We start from the raw sequence: 14,870 nt of genomic DNA, 5'->3' as shown, positions 1-14,870 counted from the left end.
CGGTTCTTGGCTTCTTCACGGGCTGTTCTCCTCCATGAGGGCAGATTCGACAGGGGGTGATGGCGGGTGGTCCGCTCAGCAGCGGTAGTCCGCGTCCGCGTCGGGATTGGGGTGCACGGCCTCGCAGTAGCGCACGTGCAGGTGGTTGTCGTGGTTGGGGTAGGACGCCGTCAGACCCTCGGAGATCAACTGCGGGTCGTTGAAGTACACGGTCTTCACGTGCCCGGGGGCCGCTTCGCGGATCTCCTGGACGAGGCGGCGGGTGGCCGCGCGGTCGTACTCCGCGGACCGCCAGGTGATCCGGCCCGCCGCGCACTGGGCGCCGTCGGTTCGGATCGGCCAGACGTCCGCGTCCAGACCCTGCTCATGGCTGGCGTGTCCGGGGATGTCGCCACCGAGCTCCCAGCTCAGGTCGCCGACGGGGACCCTCCCGCGCCCGGTGGCGGCGAACGCCTTCGCTGCTGCTTCCAGTTGGGCCACGGCAGCGGCCGTACCCCAGTTGGCGGCGGTGTTGCCGTCCGGATCCTGGTCGCAGAGATTGTTCGGGGCGGCATCGACCCGCTCGAAGTGCCAGAGCAGGTTCTTCCAGGTCGCCGGACCCGCGACGCCGTCCGCAGCGAGCCCCGCCTGGCCTTGGAACCGCACCACGGCGGTCTTGGTCGCCGCGCCGAACGCGCCGTCCACGGTCAGTGAAGAGCCGGACTTTGCGTTGAGCTCGCCCTGCAGGGCGCGCACTGCGGGGCCCGACGCACCTTCTCTCAGCGTGGGCGTCAGCGAAGTCCACGTCGCCGGGCCGGCGATCGCATCCGACGCGAGTCCGTGCGCCGACTGGAAGCGCTTGAGGGCGACCGCAGTTGCGGTGTCGAAGTGACCGTTGACCGGCGTGCTCTGAGCCGCTGCCGTCAGGAGGTGCTGGAGGGCGAGGACGTCCGTACCGCGGTTGCCCGTCGACTGGGCCGGGAAGGCGGCCCGGTCGTAGGCGCCGGCATCGGCGGCCGGGCCCGCAACGGCCAGCATCACGGCCGCCGAGAGGGTCACGCCGACGCGAACTCCGGCACGGACGCTCAGGAGTAGACGTTCCACTCGAGCTTTCCCTTCCAGGGAACCTTCGGAGCGCCGCCGACGACGTCTCCCGCTGCGGCGATGCAGAACCGGGTTCCGGAGAGGAAGTTCGAGCCGATCAGCTTGCGCCTTCCGTCGCCGAGATCGACCGGCTGTCCGTGGACCGTCTTGTCGTCGCACTTGTACCAGAAGGCCTTGACGGCAACGGCAGAGTCCGTCAGCGTCAAGTAGATGTTCGATCCGGATGACGTGATGGTCCGGGAAGTCCCGTAGTACGTGTAGTAGTTGCCCGCTACGTCGCCGCTCACATTGGTTGTCGTGGCGTGGGCGGTGCCAGTTGCCAGAACCAATGCGCCGGTTACGGCGAGCCCGGTGACGAAGAGCCTTCTCCTGGTTCCCCGAAGAGAATTCATGACGGTTTTCCTTTCGTACACGAGAGGGGCTCAGCCGCAGGAGGGAGAATCCGAGATGTCGATGGCGACGGGGTAGCCGCCTCCCATCACGAAGAAGGCGGAGCCCGATTTCGCTTCGAGGCACACGTTCTTCCCGGTGCTCATCTTGATCCAGACGACGTCGTCTTGGCGCGAGTTCTGCACCGAGTAGGAGCTGCGGGCATTCGGCCCGAGCTGCTGGTAGTTCATGTCCTTGTACATGGCGACGGTCCGCCCCGCTTCCCAGTCCGCGCTCGACTTGTAGAAGCACACGTACGGCCAGGGACATCCGGCCACCTGGGCCCCCGCGGCAGCGGGTCCGGCGGTGAGGACGGACGTCCCGACGGCAAGTCCAAGAGCGGCAACCGCGACACCTGCCGCACGCATTGCTTTCCTGCTGAACATGGAAACTCCCTGAGTCGTTATCCGAGTGCGGGTCCGGATGACGGGGTGAAGCAATGCCCCCGATTCCTGAATGCAGCAAGAGCATCCACCGGGCAGCGCGTCGCAGGGAAGGTCCATCCGCTGAGTGCAAGTGTTCCTGAGCGGTTGATGTCGGCCCCGGGCAACGGACGGCCGCAATGCGGCGCGGGGAAAGTGAGTGCATACGGCTGGAAGGGGCGCTCTGCGCGCACGGAGAAGTGCCGGGAGCCGATTTGCGTCACGTCGACAGGAAAGACCCCCACCCCCGTGCGCATGCACGGGGGTGGGGGTCGGAGCCTTGCGTTCGTGTCTTACGTGTTCAGCCGCGTACGGCCGGCGCGGCGCTCTCCTCGAGCCATCCCGCCTGGGCGGCGCGCAGCCCGGCTTCGAAGCGGCTCCGCGCGCCGAGCCTTTCCATGATCGATGCCATGCTGCGGCGGACCGTGCTCAGGGACACCCCGAGCCTGCCGGCAGCCCGCTCGTCGGTGAGGCCTTTGGCCAGCAGGACCAGCAACTCGCGTTCTTGGGCGGTCAGGCCGGTGTGGCGGTGTCTCTCCCGTTCCGCTCCGAGAGGCAGTGCGACATCCCACACCTGCTCGAAAAGGGTCGCGAGCGCTGCCATGGCACCCGCCGCGTACAGCAGGACGGCACCGCGCCGGGTGTCGGCCGGGTCGAGCGGCACCAATGCGCTCGCGCCGTCGACCAGGATCATCCGGAGCGGCAAGGAAGGGACAGTGCGTACCTCTCCACCGGCCTGCGTGAGCCACCGGGCATAGGCGAGCGTCGGCGCACTGTTGCGCACACTGTCCAGGCAGACCGTCCGGATCGCCACGCCCCGCTGCAGGACGCGGGCGTCGTTGCACCGTGCCGCCTCGATGGATGCCTCGGAGTGTCCGCCCCCGGGCATGAAGGTGCACACGGAGGTGGTGGCCCGCTCGGCGATCTGCTCCAGACGGTCCTGGATGGCGTCCATGCCGTCCAGCCGCTCGCTGTCGAGCCCGATGCGTTCGGGGGCCGGTTCGGCGAAATCGGCGATCATGCGGCCGACGGCAGCGTGTCGCTCTTCCAACTCGCGTCTTCGTTGGTCCAGTTCGTCCTGTTGACGACGGAGTAACAGCTGCAGCCCCATCGAGGGGTGGATCGCCCGCCAGCTCCCCGAGCTTTCCACGGACCTTCTCAGCAGGGCGAGCTTGGCGAGCCGGTCGAGCGCGTCTCTCACCTGTGGTTCGTCGAATCCGAGATCGGCGGCGATCTGCTCGACCCCCCACCCCTCGGGCCGGGAGGCCATCAGCCGGTAGACGGCCTCCGTTGCTGCGTCGAGCCCCAGTGCGGACAGCATGACGCTCCTCCCGTGTCGAAGTGCCGCGGTGAACTGGCTCTCCGCGCGGACAGCAGCGTGTGCCACATCGGTCCCCGGGTCTTGTAGAAAACGGCTGTCAGCCTCCCTCGAGGAGCAGGCTGGTCACCCTGCCCGGAACCCGGTCGAGAGGGGAGCCCGCCGGCAGCCCGGCGCGTAGGAGGGCGAAGCGCGAAGGGGTGAGCCCGGTCATCGCTTTGAACTCGCGGATGCAGTGTGCCTGGTCGTGGAATCCGCCGTACGCGGCTACCCGCGCCCCGTCCAGCCCCATGGTCTGCAGCCGCAGAGCGCGCTGCAGCCGGGCCACACGGGTGACTGCCTTGGGGGACAGCCCCACCTGCTGACTGAAGCTGGAGCGCAGATGGCGTGGGCTCCAGCCGACCTCCCGGCAGATGCGGGCGAGCGCCTCGGGCTGCCTGTCGGTGCGCAACAGGGCGAGAGCGGAACGGACTTGGGGTGAGACGACGCCGCCGTGTTCGCTGAGCCCGGAGAACACGGCGTCGAGGAGGGCGAATCGCTCGGGCCATGAGCGTGCATGGCAGAGCCGTTCCACCAGGTCGGGTGCCGTCGGGCCGAGCATGTCGGCCAGGTCGACGAAGTTCTCCGTGAACTGCCTCATGGGGATTCCGAAGACCTGGTACGCCCCGAGCGGGCTGAACGTCACCTCGATGCCCTGCAGGCCCCCCGCGTGCGTCCCGCGGGTCGGGGTGGTGCGCAGGCCGGAAAGGAAGGAGGAGGCCCCCGCGCGCTCACCGCCCGCTGTGAGGTGCAGCTCGCCGGCGAGATTGACGACCACGGTCACCACGCCGTCGGGGACCTCCAGACGGCAGCGGGAGAACCCGTGGGGGAGTCGATAGCCGTGATAGCCCAGAACCATTCCCCGAAGGGAGGGGCCGGGAGGGGACCTGAAGCTCGCCGGCCCTTCGCGGGCGGTCGGCGGCTGTTCGATGCTCGTTTCCATGGCCCCCCGAGTCCGGTGCCCGTGGTCAGGCGGACACCGTCAGGTCCTGCTGCGTGGCGCCGACCCTAGCTGACGGAAGTGGCGACGCACCTGGTCAGCGTGGTGATTGGCCGGATTCCTACGAGGTCCTCCAGCGGCCCGGACCACCGCTGCGACCATGGGGGCTGACACCAAGCTGTCCGGAGCGGTTGATGTCACCAAGGTTCTCTTCCCTGAGCCCGTATCGACAGGAAAGCTCTACCTCATGAACACGGCGGGCCCGTCTCCTGAAGACCGCCCGGCCGTCACCCTCGACGGACAGAAACGAGGCATGTCATGTTTCTCATCCTCTTCGGTTTGATCTGGGACTGAGCGGGGTCGTGCACCTCGTCATGACCCTGATCTCCCTGGCACCGCCACCCGAACATCCCGAGCGCCACATCGACCGTCACCAGGTCACGGACATCATCTGGGCGACCGTAGCGCCCGCGGACCGTCTGGAGCACGTGTACGCCCGGTCCGAGGAGGGCCGGCTGGACATCGCGCTGTTCCTCCTCGCCAACACCGAGCAGCACGCCGCGCAGTCCGGTCACCGCATCATTCGCAAGGTCCTCGCCGGCGCACCCGCCCTGGCCGGCTGGACCGCGCACGAGCGTGCACCGTGACACGCGTACCACCGCATGCACGCGCCGGACATCCCCTGTCGACACCTTCCTGAGGAGACCTCTCACCATGCGCAACCGACTCCGAACCACCCTCGTCACCACCATCGCCGGCGCTGCCGCGTTCACAGCCCTGGTCGCCACCCCCGGCACCGCCAGCGCCGCGGTCACCAAGCTCAGCCACTCGACAGCCATGAGCAAGCTCAACGCCAACGGGGGCATCAGCGTCGTCTCCAGCGGCGGTTGCAGCAACCGCAACGTCTCGACCTGCACCTCGCTGGAGCAGGTCAACTCGGCCAGCATCAGCGACACCATCGTCCTTCGCAACGCGAGCAACTGCCAGCTGACCATCACCGGCGGCACCGAGACCGGCCACGCCAGCGGCACCTACAGCCACTGGAACGGTTACAAGATCGACTTCAGCCCGACCAGCTGCGTGAGCAACTACGTGACGAGCAGCTTCACCCGTATCGCCAACCGCGGCGACGGCGCGGCCCGTTACCGCTCTGCCGCGGGCAACGTCTACGCCCGCGAGAGCAACCACTGGGACGTCACCTTCTGCGGCGGCAGCGCCGCCTGCACCAGCTCGGCCAGCTCCTGACCTCCCAGGCACACCGTAGGGGTGCGGGCCACCTTGCCCGCACCCCTGCTGTCCCCCATCTCATTGACCGGAGACGGCCCATGGCCATGAGGAGAAGGGCAGCCCTCACCGCTGCCATGGCGGCATAGCCGCGACCGCCGCGTCACCGTGCCCGAACGCGCGGACACGGTGACGCGGTGACGCGGTGCCGGCTCAGTACCAGTACGTCCTGTTGTCGTACGAGGGGGATTTCAGGACTACCTGTTCCTCGATGTGAGGCGCGGCAAGGCAGGTCGAGGAAGAACCGACAGGGCATATGAGGTGGTTGGTCTGTCCTGAGGGGACCGTCACGTAGAAGCGCTGGTTCTTGCGTCCGTTGCAGTCCCACATGACGAGCCCGGTTCCGGAGGAGTAGTTGCTGCCCGGGACGTCCAGGCAGAGGTTGTTGGCGTACTTCGGGTGGAAGTACCAGCCGCCTTCGGAGGCCCGTTCCAGGCACCACTTCTCGTTGGTGTGCGGGGATTCGCCGCTCGCACTCCAGGTGATGACCTGCGCCCCCTTTCCGCCGGCGCCCCGCACGTTGAGGTACGCGAGGCCGGCCGTGTTCTGCCACGTCGTGGGCTGCCACCCGTTGGAGCAGGTGTGAGCGGCGGCGGCGGCAGGAGTCGCGGCCGTCCACCCGATCCCCAGGGTCGTCCCCAAGGTGAGGAGGCCGGCGAGGACCAAGCGCGGCATGCGGTTCTTTGTCGAAGACACGTTCGTTTCCCTCGTATCTGGAGCTGGCTGAGTTGTTGCCCGCCGAGCGGTACCGGGCCGGGTCGTCAGAACAGCCCGGGATGCGAGTCGGGCCGGTGGCTGGTGGACCTACGGCGGACCCGTCTCGGACGTGACTGCGCTGCGCGGAAACCGATGGCAAGGGGGCGTGAGAACCAAGCGCACGTCGTGTGCCGGGCTCGCGGCCGTTTCTGATCCGCAGTCTTTCGGGGTGCCGGACGGCCAGGAAGGGGGCGCGGGTGACACCAACCGGTCCTGACAGCTTGGTGTCACGGCTCGCGCGTCCCGGCCGGCCCCGCACCGAAGAAGGCGAGACCGGTTGCTGCCGAGGGCGGCCTCAGGAGGCCGGGGTGTTCTTCACCGCGGCCACCAGCAGGGCGAGTTCCGGATTGCGCGCCGCCTCGTCCAGCGCCTCGCGCAGGGCGGTGTCGTTGGTGGGGCGTGCCTCGGCCAGGAGCTCCAGGCCGGCCGGGCTGACTTCGGTGTAGATGCCCCGGCGGTCGGTGTCGCACAGGTAGCGGCTGAGCAGCCCGCGGTCCTCCAGCCGGCTGACCAGCCGGGTCGTCGCGCTCTGGCTGAGCACGACCGAGTCCGCGACCTGGTGCATGCGCAGGTGGCCGCCCGGGCCGCTGTGCTGGCGGCTGAGCACGTCGAGCAGGGAGTACTCGCGCACGCTCAGGTCGTGTCCCGCCTGGAGCGCGCGCTCGATGTGCGTCTCGATCCGCCCGTGCAGGAGGGAGAGGGCGCACCAGCCCTGGGAGAGGGCGGTGAGTGCGCTGTCCGTGGCGGTCATGGGCTTCCTCCTCGAAGGCGTGTGACTCCAGGATAGGGCACGTCTGCAATTGCCCGCGCTTGCAAATATCCCGCGTCTGCAATTAATGTGGACGCAGGCAACCCGCCGTGGTCAATACCGACCCGGTCGATAGCGCCGTGGTCAGCACCGCCCGCCCCGCCGGGGGCCGGTCGGCCCGGACCCCGCGGACACCGGCCGCGCAGCACACGCACCCTCCCCTGAAGGGCACCCCCCTCATGCCTCTCGCACTCCTCGCACTCGCCATCGGCGCCTTCGGGATCGGCACCACCGAATTCGTGATCATGGGCCTGCTCCCCGAGGTCGCCGGTACGTACGGAGTCTCGATCCCCACCGCCGGCTTCCTGGTCGCCGGCTACGCCCTCGGCGTGGTCCTCGGCGCCCCGCTGATGACCGTCCTCGGCACCCGCATCCCGCGCAAGCGGATGCTGATGCTGCTCATGGGCCTGTTCATCGTGGGCAACGTGGTCTCCGCACTGGCCCCCGCCTTCGGCGTCATGCTCGCCGGGCGGGTCGTGGCCTCCCTCGCCCACGGCGCCTTCTTCGGCATCGGCGCCGTCGTCGCGGCCGAGCTCGTCGCCCCCGAGAAGAAGGCCGGAGCCATCGCGATGATGTTCACCGGCCTCACCGTGGCCAACGTCGTGGGCGTCCCGCTCGGCACCCTCGTCGGCCAGCACCTCGGCTGGCGCGTCACCTTCCTGATCGTCGCCTCGCTGGGCCTCCTCGGCCTGCTCGGCATCGCCCGGCTCGTCCCCGACCTGCCGCGCCCCGAGGGCGTACGGATCCGCCACGAGCTGGCCGCGTTCCGCAACGTCCAGGTGCTCCTGGCGATGGGGATGACCGTCCTCGGCTTCGGCGGGGTCTTCGCCGCCATCACCTACATCACCCCGATGATGACCAACGTCGCCGGCTTCGCCAACACCTCCGTCACCTGGCTGCTCGTCCTCCTCGGCCTCGGCATGGTCGCGGGCAACCTCGTCGGCGGCCGCTTCGCCGACCGCGCGCTGATGCCGATGCTGTACACCTCCCTGGGCGCGCTCGCCGTGGTCCTGGCCGCCTTCACGCTCACCGCCCACAACCGGGCGGGCGCCGCCGTCACGATCTTCCTCATCGGGGCCCTCGGCTTCGCCACCGTGCCGCCGCTGCAGAAGCGGGTGCTCGACCAGGCCGCGGGCGCCCCCACCCTGGCCTCCGCCGTCAACATCGGCGCCTTCAACCTCGGCAACGCCCTCGCCGCCTGGCTCGGCGGGCTCGTCATCGCCGCCGGACTCGGCTGGACCGCCCCGAACTGGGTCGGCGCGGCACTGGCCGCCTCCGCCCTGGCCCTCGCCCTGGTCTCCGGCGCGCTGGAACGGCGTACGCGGACCCGCGCGGGCGGCGAAGACGGCAGCCGGGTCATCGCGGCCGGCGCCCCGGCGGCGGCGACCACCACCGCCGTCCCGGCCCACCACTGATCCACCACACCCCCCTCGCACCCCCCACACGTCACAGGAGACCCGCATGCCCACCCCCACCCCCACCCGCACGGCCGTCGCCCCCCTGACCACCGCGGACGCCGGGACGCTCGTCGCCGCCGCCACGGCCGCCGCCGAAGCGGCCGGGGTCGCCGTCAGCGTCACCGTGCTCGACGCGGGCGGCCACCCGCTCGCCTTCCGGCGCGACGACCGGGCCGTCCTGATCTCGGGCGAGACCAGCACCCGCAAGGCCTTCACCGCGCTGCAGCTGGACGCCCCGACCGCCGATCTCGTCGATGCCGTCCAGCCCGGCGGCCCCTTCCACACCCTGCCCACCGCCCTGGACCGGCTGCTGCTGTTCATCGCGGGCGGGCTGCCGGTCCACCGTGACGGCCGCCTCGTCGGAGCCATCGGCGTCGGCGGCGGAGCCCCGGCCCAGGACCACGGGTTCGCCGAGACGGCCCTCGGTACGCTCGTCTGATCCCCCGCCCGGGTCGCGCACCGCTGTCCCCCGTGCCACGTTGGTACGGGGGTCAGGTGGATGATGAAGCAGACGAAGCGGTACGGGCGCAGCCACGTGATCGCGACGGCCACGGTCGCCGCGCTGGTCACCCTTGTCGCCGTCCCGGGCTGCGCGTCCGGCACGTCCGGCGCGGCGGACGCCCCGGCCCCGGCCGCGGCGAGCACCCCGCCGAGCTCGACGGCCCCCGCCACGGCCCCTTCCACTCCCGCCGCCACCCCCTCCACCCCGCAAGCCGCGGCGCCCACGCCGACACCCACCCATCCGCTGTCCACCGCCCCGCGCAACGTCCCGGCCGTACGGGAACACGTGCCGGCCCGCGGCCCCGGCTGGCGGCCAGGCCCCGAGGCACGGGTCGTCGTACCACCGGCCGACAGCGCGGCCCTCTCGGACGAGGGCAAGCTGCTGGCCGGGGAGCTGCGGATCGGATTCGCCGAGTCGGACACCCCGCGCAAGGGCGACGTGGAACTGGCCCTCGGGTCGAAGGGCTCCGGCGCGCCCGAGTCGTACACCCTCACCGTGAGCGACGGGCAGGTCCGCATCACCGGACCCGACCAGGCCGGGGTGTTCTACGGCACCCGCACCCTCAAACAGGAGGTGAGCGGCGGCCGTTCGGCCCCGGAGGGCACGGTGCGCGACGCGCCGGCCAAACCGCAGCGGGGGCTCAACCTCGACATCGCCCGCAAGCACTTCACCCCGGACTGGATAGAGGACCGGCTGCGCGAGATGGCCGACCTGAAGCTCAACCAGCTCGGCCTGCACTTCTCCGACGACCAGGCCTTCCGGATCGAGTCCGACACCCACCCCGAGATCGTCTCCACCCCGCACCTCACCAAGGCGCAGGTGCGCGGGATCACCGCGCTCGCCGCCCGGCTGCACATCACGGTCGTCCCCGAGATCGACTCGCCGGGACACCTCGGAGCGGTCCTGCGCGCCCACCCCGCACTGCAACTGCGCGACGTGCAGGGCAGGGCGGTGAAGGGGGCGGTCGACATAGCGAACCCGGCCGCGGCGAAACTCGTGGACGAACTCCTGCGGGAATACCTGCCGTTGTTCCCCGGCTCCCTCTGGAACCTGGGCGCCGACGAGTACCAGGCGCTGGTCTACCGGGACCCGCAGACCTCCTTCCCGCAGCTGACCGCCGCCGCCCGGCAGCGGTACGGGCCCACCGCCCGGGTCCAGGACCTGGCGACGGGCTGGCTGAACGACCGGGCGGACGTGGTCCGTTCGGCGGGCCGGGCGCCGGCGGCCTGGAACGACGGCTTCTTCACGGGCGGGATCGCCCAGCCCGCCCGGGACATCCAGGTCGAGTACTGGACGGGCAAGGAGAACGGGGCCCGGCCGCCGCTGGAGTACCTGCGGGAGGGCCGCAAGGTCGTCAACCTCAACGACGAGTACCTCTACTACGTGCTGGGGCAGCCGAACCAGTTCACGTATCCCGACGGCCGGCGCATCTACGAGCAGTGGACCCCGCTCGTGCTGCGCGGCACCACGGCCGTGCCCGCGCGTTACGCCGGGCAGATCCTGGGTGCGCGGCTCGCCGTCTGGTGCGACCTGGCCGGAGCCCAGACCCAGGCCCAGGTCGCGGCCGGCATCCGGCTCCCGCTCGCGGCCCTGTCCCAGAAGGTCTGGGACTCCCGCACCCCGGCACTGGACTGGCCGGCCTTCAAGGCCCTGGCCGACCGGCTGTAGCGGGGCGGCTGTGGCAGGGCGGCGTCCCGGAGGCCGAAACCCGCTGGCCGGGACCCGTCCGCTTTGCTTTGATGCGGGCATGGACGACAGCGCGCTGCCCTCGCCCGAGGGCTTCGAGATTTCCACCGACCCCGGCCGCCTCGACCGGGAGCTGATCCACCGATGGCTGTCCGAGGACGCCTACTGGGCCCTCGGGCGGAGCCGGGACAAGCAGGACGCCGCCATCGAGGGGTCGCTCAACTACGGGGTCTACGAAGCCGTGTCCGGCCTCCAGGTGGCCTACGCGCGCGTCATCACCGACCGCGCCACCTTCGCCTGGCTCTGCGACGTGTACGTGGACCGGGGCGTACGGGGCAAGGGGCTGGGCACCGCCCTGGCGGGGGCGGTACGGGACCACCTCGCCCCGTACGGGCTGCGCAGGATCCTGCTGGCGACCGCGGACGCCCACGAGGTGTACGCGAAGGCCGGCTTCGAGCCGCTCGCGGCACCGGAGAAGTGGATGGCCCTCGGCGTGCAGTAGGTCGCGGGGGGCCGTCTACCAGATGGAGTTGACCCACTCCGGGTGGTCGATGAACGGGTTCCGGTTGTGCTGGTAGGTGTCGTAGATGACCTGGTTGCGGCGCTGCTCGAAGGCGTCCGGCGGGTCCTGCAGGTTCCACTGCTTCAGTACGCTGATCTTGCCGAAGAGGGGCGCGCTGCCGTTGTTGACCTTGTCGTTCATCTCGAGGTCGGCGAAGCCGTCACCGCCGGCGTAGCGCACGGCCATGTAGAGCAGCATGCGGGCGACATCGCCCTTGACCGCGTTGCGCGGCTCGAAGGAGTCGGCGTCGGTCAGGCTGCCGGGGGCCTCGGAGACCGGGCCGCCGCCCAGGTCGAAGTCCTTGTTCCCGCGGGTGCTGTTGACGGTGACGTCCTCGGGCCTGAGGTGGTGCAGGTCGGTCCCGGGGCCGGTGGCGGTGCCGAAGTCGCCGTGGCTCTTGGCCCAGACGTGCTCGCGGTTCCAGTCGTTGACACCGCCGCCGTTGGTGGACTTCGACTGTGAGCGGCCCGAGTAGAGCAGGATGACGTTGTTGGAGTTCGCCGGGTCCTGGTCGGTGTTCTTCAGGGCGTTCCACACGCCGTCGTAGTTCACCTTGGACTGGGTCTTGATGATGTTGTACAGCGCCGTCTTGAGCGCGGCACCCGTCTTGCCCTCGGCGGTGGCGTAGTAGGTGTCGACGGCGACGGAGGCCGAAGCCGCCGTGGGGGCGGCCTGCTTCTGCTGGCCCGCCGAGGCGGAGGCCGGGAGCAGTATGAGGGACACGGCCGCGAGGCCGGCTGCCCAGGGAGTAAGGCGCGAGATTCTCATCACGTGGGGGTACCTCTCCACACGCACCGCTCCCGCCCGGGGAATTGGCGGGGCATCAGGTGGCAGAGCGAGATTCACATTGTCATGTGCCCTACAGGTAAAAAGCACGTGTCGGGAGGCGGGATTTTCTACGCGCGTCATGCGGGGGATCCGTGCAGGTGATTCGTGCGGGTGATTGGCGCAAGAATCCCTATGCAGGAGCGGGCGGCGCGGGCACGGTAACGGAGGCCACACCGTGAACAGCCCTACCAGGAGCAGCCCATGGCACCGAAGATCCTCATCGTGACCGGCGACGCGGCGGAGTCTCTGGAAGTCCTCTACCCCTACCAGCGCCTCATCGAGGAGGGCTACGAGGTCCACATCGCGGCGCCGGCGGTGAAGAAGCTGCGGTTCGTCGTGCACGACTTCGAGGACGGCTTCGACACCTACACCGAGAAGCCCGGCTACACCTGGCCCGCCGACATCGCCTTCGCCGACGTGGACCCCGGGGCGTACGCGGCGCTGGTCGTACCCGGCGGACGCGCCCCCGAGTACCTGCGCAACGACCCCGAGGTGCGGCGGATCCTGGCGGCCTTCGCCGGTTCCGACAAGCCGATCGCGCAGATCTGCCACGGCCCCCTGATCACCGCCGCGGCCGGCGCCCTCGACGGCCGCCGGGTCACGGCGTATCCGGCGCTGGAACTGGACATGAAGGCGGCCGGAGCCGTGTTCGAGGACTCCGAGGCCGTGGTCGACGGCACGCTGGTGTCGGCCCGTGCGTGGCCCGACCACTCCGCCTGGATGCGGGAGTTCCTGACCGTCCTGCGCGTCAAGGCCCCGGTTTCGCAGGGCTGAGCTTCACCGTCCCCTTGTGAAAGATCCTGACCGGGGACTGCCGGGGCGCCATCGATGTGGTGGGGTGTGCCAGTCAAGTGTGCGAGTCAACCCACCTGTTGCGCACGGCAGTTGAGAGGGTCAGTCATGACGGGAAGCATAGGACGACGCGGGTTCATCGGTGCGGCCGCGGTGCTGGGAGGCGCCGCGCTCGTCGGTGCGGGGGCGCCGCTCGCCCAGGCGCAGGAAGCCCCGGCGCAGCAGGCGGTCCGGCCGCCGCGGCCCGACACGGTGGCGATCCCGGCGGGCTTCCAGCCCGAGGGGATCGCCGTCTCCGCACACGGCACGGCCTACACGGGCTCGCTGCTCGACGGTTCGGTCTACCGCTTCGACCTCGCCACCGGCGCCGGGCGGATCATCACCCGGGGCGAGGGCCCCATGTCGGTGGGGCTGGGGCTCGACCCGTACGGCAGGCTGCTGGTCGCGGGCGGCGCCAGCGGGCAGATCCGGGTGGTCGACGCCCGGGAGGGTCGGGTTCTGGCCACCCACCAGGCCGCGACGGGCACGGCCTTCGTCAACGACGCCGTCGTCGGCTGCGGTGGTGCCTGGTTCACCGATTCCTTCGCGGACGTCCTGTACTTCCTGCCCCTGGGCCGGGACCTCTCCGGCCCCGGCGCGGCGCCCCGGGCCCTGCGGCTCGGCGGCGAGTGGGACCCGGTCCCGCCCGGCGGCGCGTACTGGGGTGCCAACGGGATCGAGCGGACCCCCGACGGTCAGGCCCTGCTGGTGGTGCACGACACCGCCGAGGCGCTGTTCCGCGTGGACCCGCGCACCGGCGCCGCCACCCGGACCGTGCTCGACGGCGGCTCCGTGCGCAACGGCGACGGGCTCGTGCTGCACGGGCGGACGCTGTACGTCGTACGCAACTGGGCCTATGCCGTGGACGTGTTCACCCTGAGCGGGGACGGCCGCCGGGCCCGCTTCGTCAAGCGGATCACCGACCCGCGCTTCGACGAGCCGACGACGGCGGCGGTGTACGGCGGCCGGCTCTACGTGGTCAACGCCCGCTTCGACGCCGACTGGTCGGACCCGGCCACCGCCTCGACGGTCGTCAGCTGCCCGTTGTGATGGCGGGCGCGGCCTCGTACTTGTAGTCCGGGCCGAAGTTCTTCTTCACGGCCATTTCCCAGGTGCCGTCCTCGACCATCTTGCGGAGCGCGTTGTTGATCTTGACCTGGAGCTCGGTGTTGCCCTTCTTCAGGCCGATCCCGTAGTTCTCGCTGCTCAGGCTCAGCCCGATCAGCCGGAACTTGCCCTCGTTGCCCTTGCGGGCGGTGTAACCGGCCAGGATGGAGTTGTCCGTGGTGATGGCGTCGACGAGGCCGTCCCTGAGGGCGACGACACACTCGGAGTAGCCGCCGAGCTCCAGGAGGCTCGCCTTGGGGGCCAGGTTCTTCCTGACGTTCTCCGCCGAGGTCGAGCCGGTCACCGAGCACAGCCGCTTGTTGGCGTTGTTGAGGTCCTCGGCCTTGGTGATGGTCGCGTCGTCGGCGCGGACCATCAGGTCCTGGTGCGCGAGGAAGTACGGCCCGGCGAAGTCGACCTTCAGCTTGCGCTTCTCGTTGATCGAGTAGCTGGCCGCCACGATCTCGACCTCGTTGTACTCGATGAGGAGCTCGCGGTCGTTGCTGAGGACCTCCTTGAAGGTGATCCGGTCCGCCGAGTAGCCGAGCTCCTTCGCGATGTACGTCGCCACGTCCACGTCGAAACCGGTGAAGCTGCCGTCGGGCTCCCGCATGCCGACGCCCGGCTGGTCGAACTTGATGCCGACGGAGAAGGTCTTCTGGTCGTCGTCGCTGCCACACGCCGATGCGGTCAGGGCGAGACCGACCACTGCGGCGATGGCGCCGGCCTTGGGAACCTTCATGCTGCACTCTTTCCTGGGGTACGCGGATACGCGGGGTCGCGGACGAGCCGAGCCGCGCGGGAGCGCGCGGAGCGCA

The 14,870-nt window shown here is 70.1% G+C and carries 17 protein-coding genes; 8 read left to right on the top strand and 9 right to left on the bottom strand.

Going from position 1 to position 14,870, the window contains the following annotated elements:
* Positions 1 to 75: 75 nt before the first annotated feature.
* The 5 genes from ACODT5_RS19245 to ACODT5_RS19225 all read right to left on the bottom strand — a co-directional run bounded on the left by ACODT5_RS19245 (position 76) and on the right by ACODT5_RS19225 (position 4,234).
* Positions 76 to 1,083 carry a peptidoglycan-binding domain-containing protein gene (locus ACODT5_RS19245; RefSeq protein ID WP_422520545.1) on the bottom strand — a complete coding sequence of 336 codons (1,008 nt, stop codon included), beginning with the start codon at positions 1,081 to 1,083 and terminating at the stop codon, positions 76 to 78.
* A complete protein-coding gene (locus ACODT5_RS19240) occupies positions 1,065 to 1,475 on the bottom strand; it encodes a hypothetical protein (protein WP_422520544.1) in 411 nt (136 codons plus the stop codon). The genes ACODT5_RS19245 and ACODT5_RS19240 overlap by 19 nt, the downstream gene beginning before the upstream one ends.
* 30 nt (positions 1,476 to 1,505) lie before the next feature.
* Positions 1,506 to 1,898, bottom strand: coding sequence for a hypothetical protein (locus ACODT5_RS19235; RefSeq protein WP_422520543.1), 393 nt, complete (start codon positions 1,896 to 1,898; stop codon positions 1,506 to 1,508).
* A gap of 337 nt (positions 1,899 to 2,235) precedes the next feature.
* Positions 2,236 to 3,255 (bottom strand): helix-turn-helix transcriptional regulator, encoded by a 1,020-nt coding sequence (locus ACODT5_RS19230; RefSeq protein WP_422520542.1) that lies wholly within the window; start codon positions 3,253 to 3,255, stop codon positions 2,236 to 2,238.
* A gap of 97 nt (positions 3,256 to 3,352) precedes the next feature.
* A complete protein-coding gene (locus ACODT5_RS19225) occupies positions 3,353 to 4,234 on the bottom strand; it encodes a helix-turn-helix transcriptional regulator (RefSeq protein ID WP_479685665.1) in 882 nt (293 codons plus the stop codon).
* A 359-nt stretch (positions 4,235 to 4,593) separates the two neighbouring features.
* Between ACODT5_RS19225 and ACODT5_RS19220 the strand changes: the two genes are divergently transcribed.
* A complete protein-coding gene (locus ACODT5_RS19220) occupies positions 4,594 to 4,878 on the top strand; it encodes a hypothetical protein (protein ID WP_422520540.1) in 285 nt (94 codons plus the stop codon).
* 67 nt (positions 4,879 to 4,945) lie between these two features.
* Positions 4,946 to 5,476 (top strand): hypothetical protein, encoded by a 531-nt coding sequence (locus ACODT5_RS19215; RefSeq protein ID WP_422520539.1) that lies wholly within the window; start codon positions 4,946 to 4,948, stop codon positions 5,474 to 5,476.
* Positions 5,477 to 5,668: 192 nt separating this feature from the next.
* On the opposite strand, the gene ACODT5_RS19210 is transcribed toward ACODT5_RS19215, so the two are convergent.
* Both ACODT5_RS19210 and ACODT5_RS19205 read right to left on the bottom strand, forming a co-directional pair.
* Complete coding sequence (locus ACODT5_RS19210; RefSeq protein ID WP_422520538.1) at positions 5,669 to 6,211, bottom strand: RICIN domain-containing protein; 543 nt, start codon at positions 6,209 to 6,211, stop codon at positions 5,669 to 5,671.
* Positions 6,212 to 6,566: 355 nt separating this feature from the next.
* Positions 6,567 to 7,022 (bottom strand): MarR family winged helix-turn-helix transcriptional regulator, encoded by a 456-nt coding sequence (locus ACODT5_RS19205; protein ID WP_422520537.1) that lies wholly within the window; start codon positions 7,020 to 7,022, stop codon positions 6,567 to 6,569.
* Positions 7,023 to 7,258: 236 nt separating this feature from the next.
* On the opposite strand from ACODT5_RS19205, the gene ACODT5_RS19200 reads away from it, so the two are divergent.
* The 4 genes from ACODT5_RS19200 (at position 7,259) to ACODT5_RS19185 (ending at position 11,226) form a co-directional block, all read left to right on the top strand.
* Positions 7,259 to 8,494 carry an MFS transporter gene (locus tag ACODT5_RS19200; RefSeq protein WP_422520536.1) on the top strand — a complete coding sequence of 412 codons (1,236 nt, stop codon included), beginning with the start codon at positions 7,259 to 7,261 and terminating at the stop codon, positions 8,492 to 8,494.
* A gap of 46 nt (positions 8,495 to 8,540) precedes the next feature.
* A complete protein-coding gene (locus ACODT5_RS19195) occupies positions 8,541 to 8,975 on the top strand; it encodes a GlcG/HbpS family heme-binding protein (protein WP_422520535.1) in 435 nt (144 codons plus the stop codon).
* A 60-nt stretch (positions 8,976 to 9,035) separates the two neighbouring features.
* Entirely contained in the window at positions 9,036 to 10,706 is a 1,671-nt protein-coding gene (locus tag ACODT5_RS19190) for a beta-N-acetylhexosaminidase (protein WP_422520534.1), read from the top strand.
* A gap of 79 nt (positions 10,707 to 10,785) precedes the next feature.
* Positions 10,786 to 11,226, top strand: a complete 441-nt coding sequence (locus ACODT5_RS19185) for a GNAT family N-acetyltransferase (protein WP_422520533.1) — start codon at positions 10,786 to 10,788, stop codon at positions 11,224 to 11,226.
* A gap of 15 nt (positions 11,227 to 11,241) precedes the next feature.
* Here ACODT5_RS19185 and ACODT5_RS19180 read toward each other — a convergent pair whose 3' ends face one another.
* Positions 11,242 to 12,054: an endonuclease I family protein gene (locus tag ACODT5_RS19180; protein WP_422520532.1), complete on the bottom strand. Its 813-nt coding sequence runs from the start codon at positions 12,052 to 12,054 to the stop codon at positions 11,242 to 11,244.
* A gap of 261 nt (positions 12,055 to 12,315) precedes the next feature.
* Between ACODT5_RS19180 and ACODT5_RS19175 the strand changes: the two genes are divergently transcribed.
* Together ACODT5_RS19175 and ACODT5_RS19170 are read left to right on the top strand one after the other, a co-directional pair.
* Complete coding sequence (locus ACODT5_RS19175) at positions 12,316 to 12,888, top strand: DJ-1/PfpI family protein (RefSeq protein WP_422520531.1); 573 nt, start codon at positions 12,316 to 12,318, stop codon at positions 12,886 to 12,888.
* Between the two features lie 126 nt (positions 12,889 to 13,014).
* Entirely contained in the window at positions 13,015 to 13,995 is a 981-nt protein-coding gene (locus ACODT5_RS19170) for an SMP-30/gluconolactonase/LRE family protein (RefSeq protein ID WP_422520530.1), read from the top strand.
* Here the strand turns inward: ACODT5_RS19170 and ACODT5_RS19165 are convergent.
* Positions 13,979 to 14,794 (bottom strand): glutamate ABC transporter substrate-binding protein, encoded by an 816-nt coding sequence (locus ACODT5_RS19165; RefSeq protein WP_422520529.1) that lies wholly within the window; start codon positions 14,792 to 14,794, stop codon positions 13,979 to 13,981. The two genes, ACODT5_RS19170 and ACODT5_RS19165, sit on opposite strands and share 17 nt — an antisense overlap.
* Positions 14,795 to 14,870 lie beyond the last annotated feature (76 nt).

The organism is Streptomyces tatrensis, assembly GCF_049310065.1.
GTDB lineage: Bacteria > Actinomycetota > Actinomycetes > Streptomycetales > Streptomycetaceae > Streptomyces.
The sequence above is the reverse complement of the archived record's forward strand: the minus strand, read 5'-3'. Positions and strand labels throughout refer to the sequence as shown.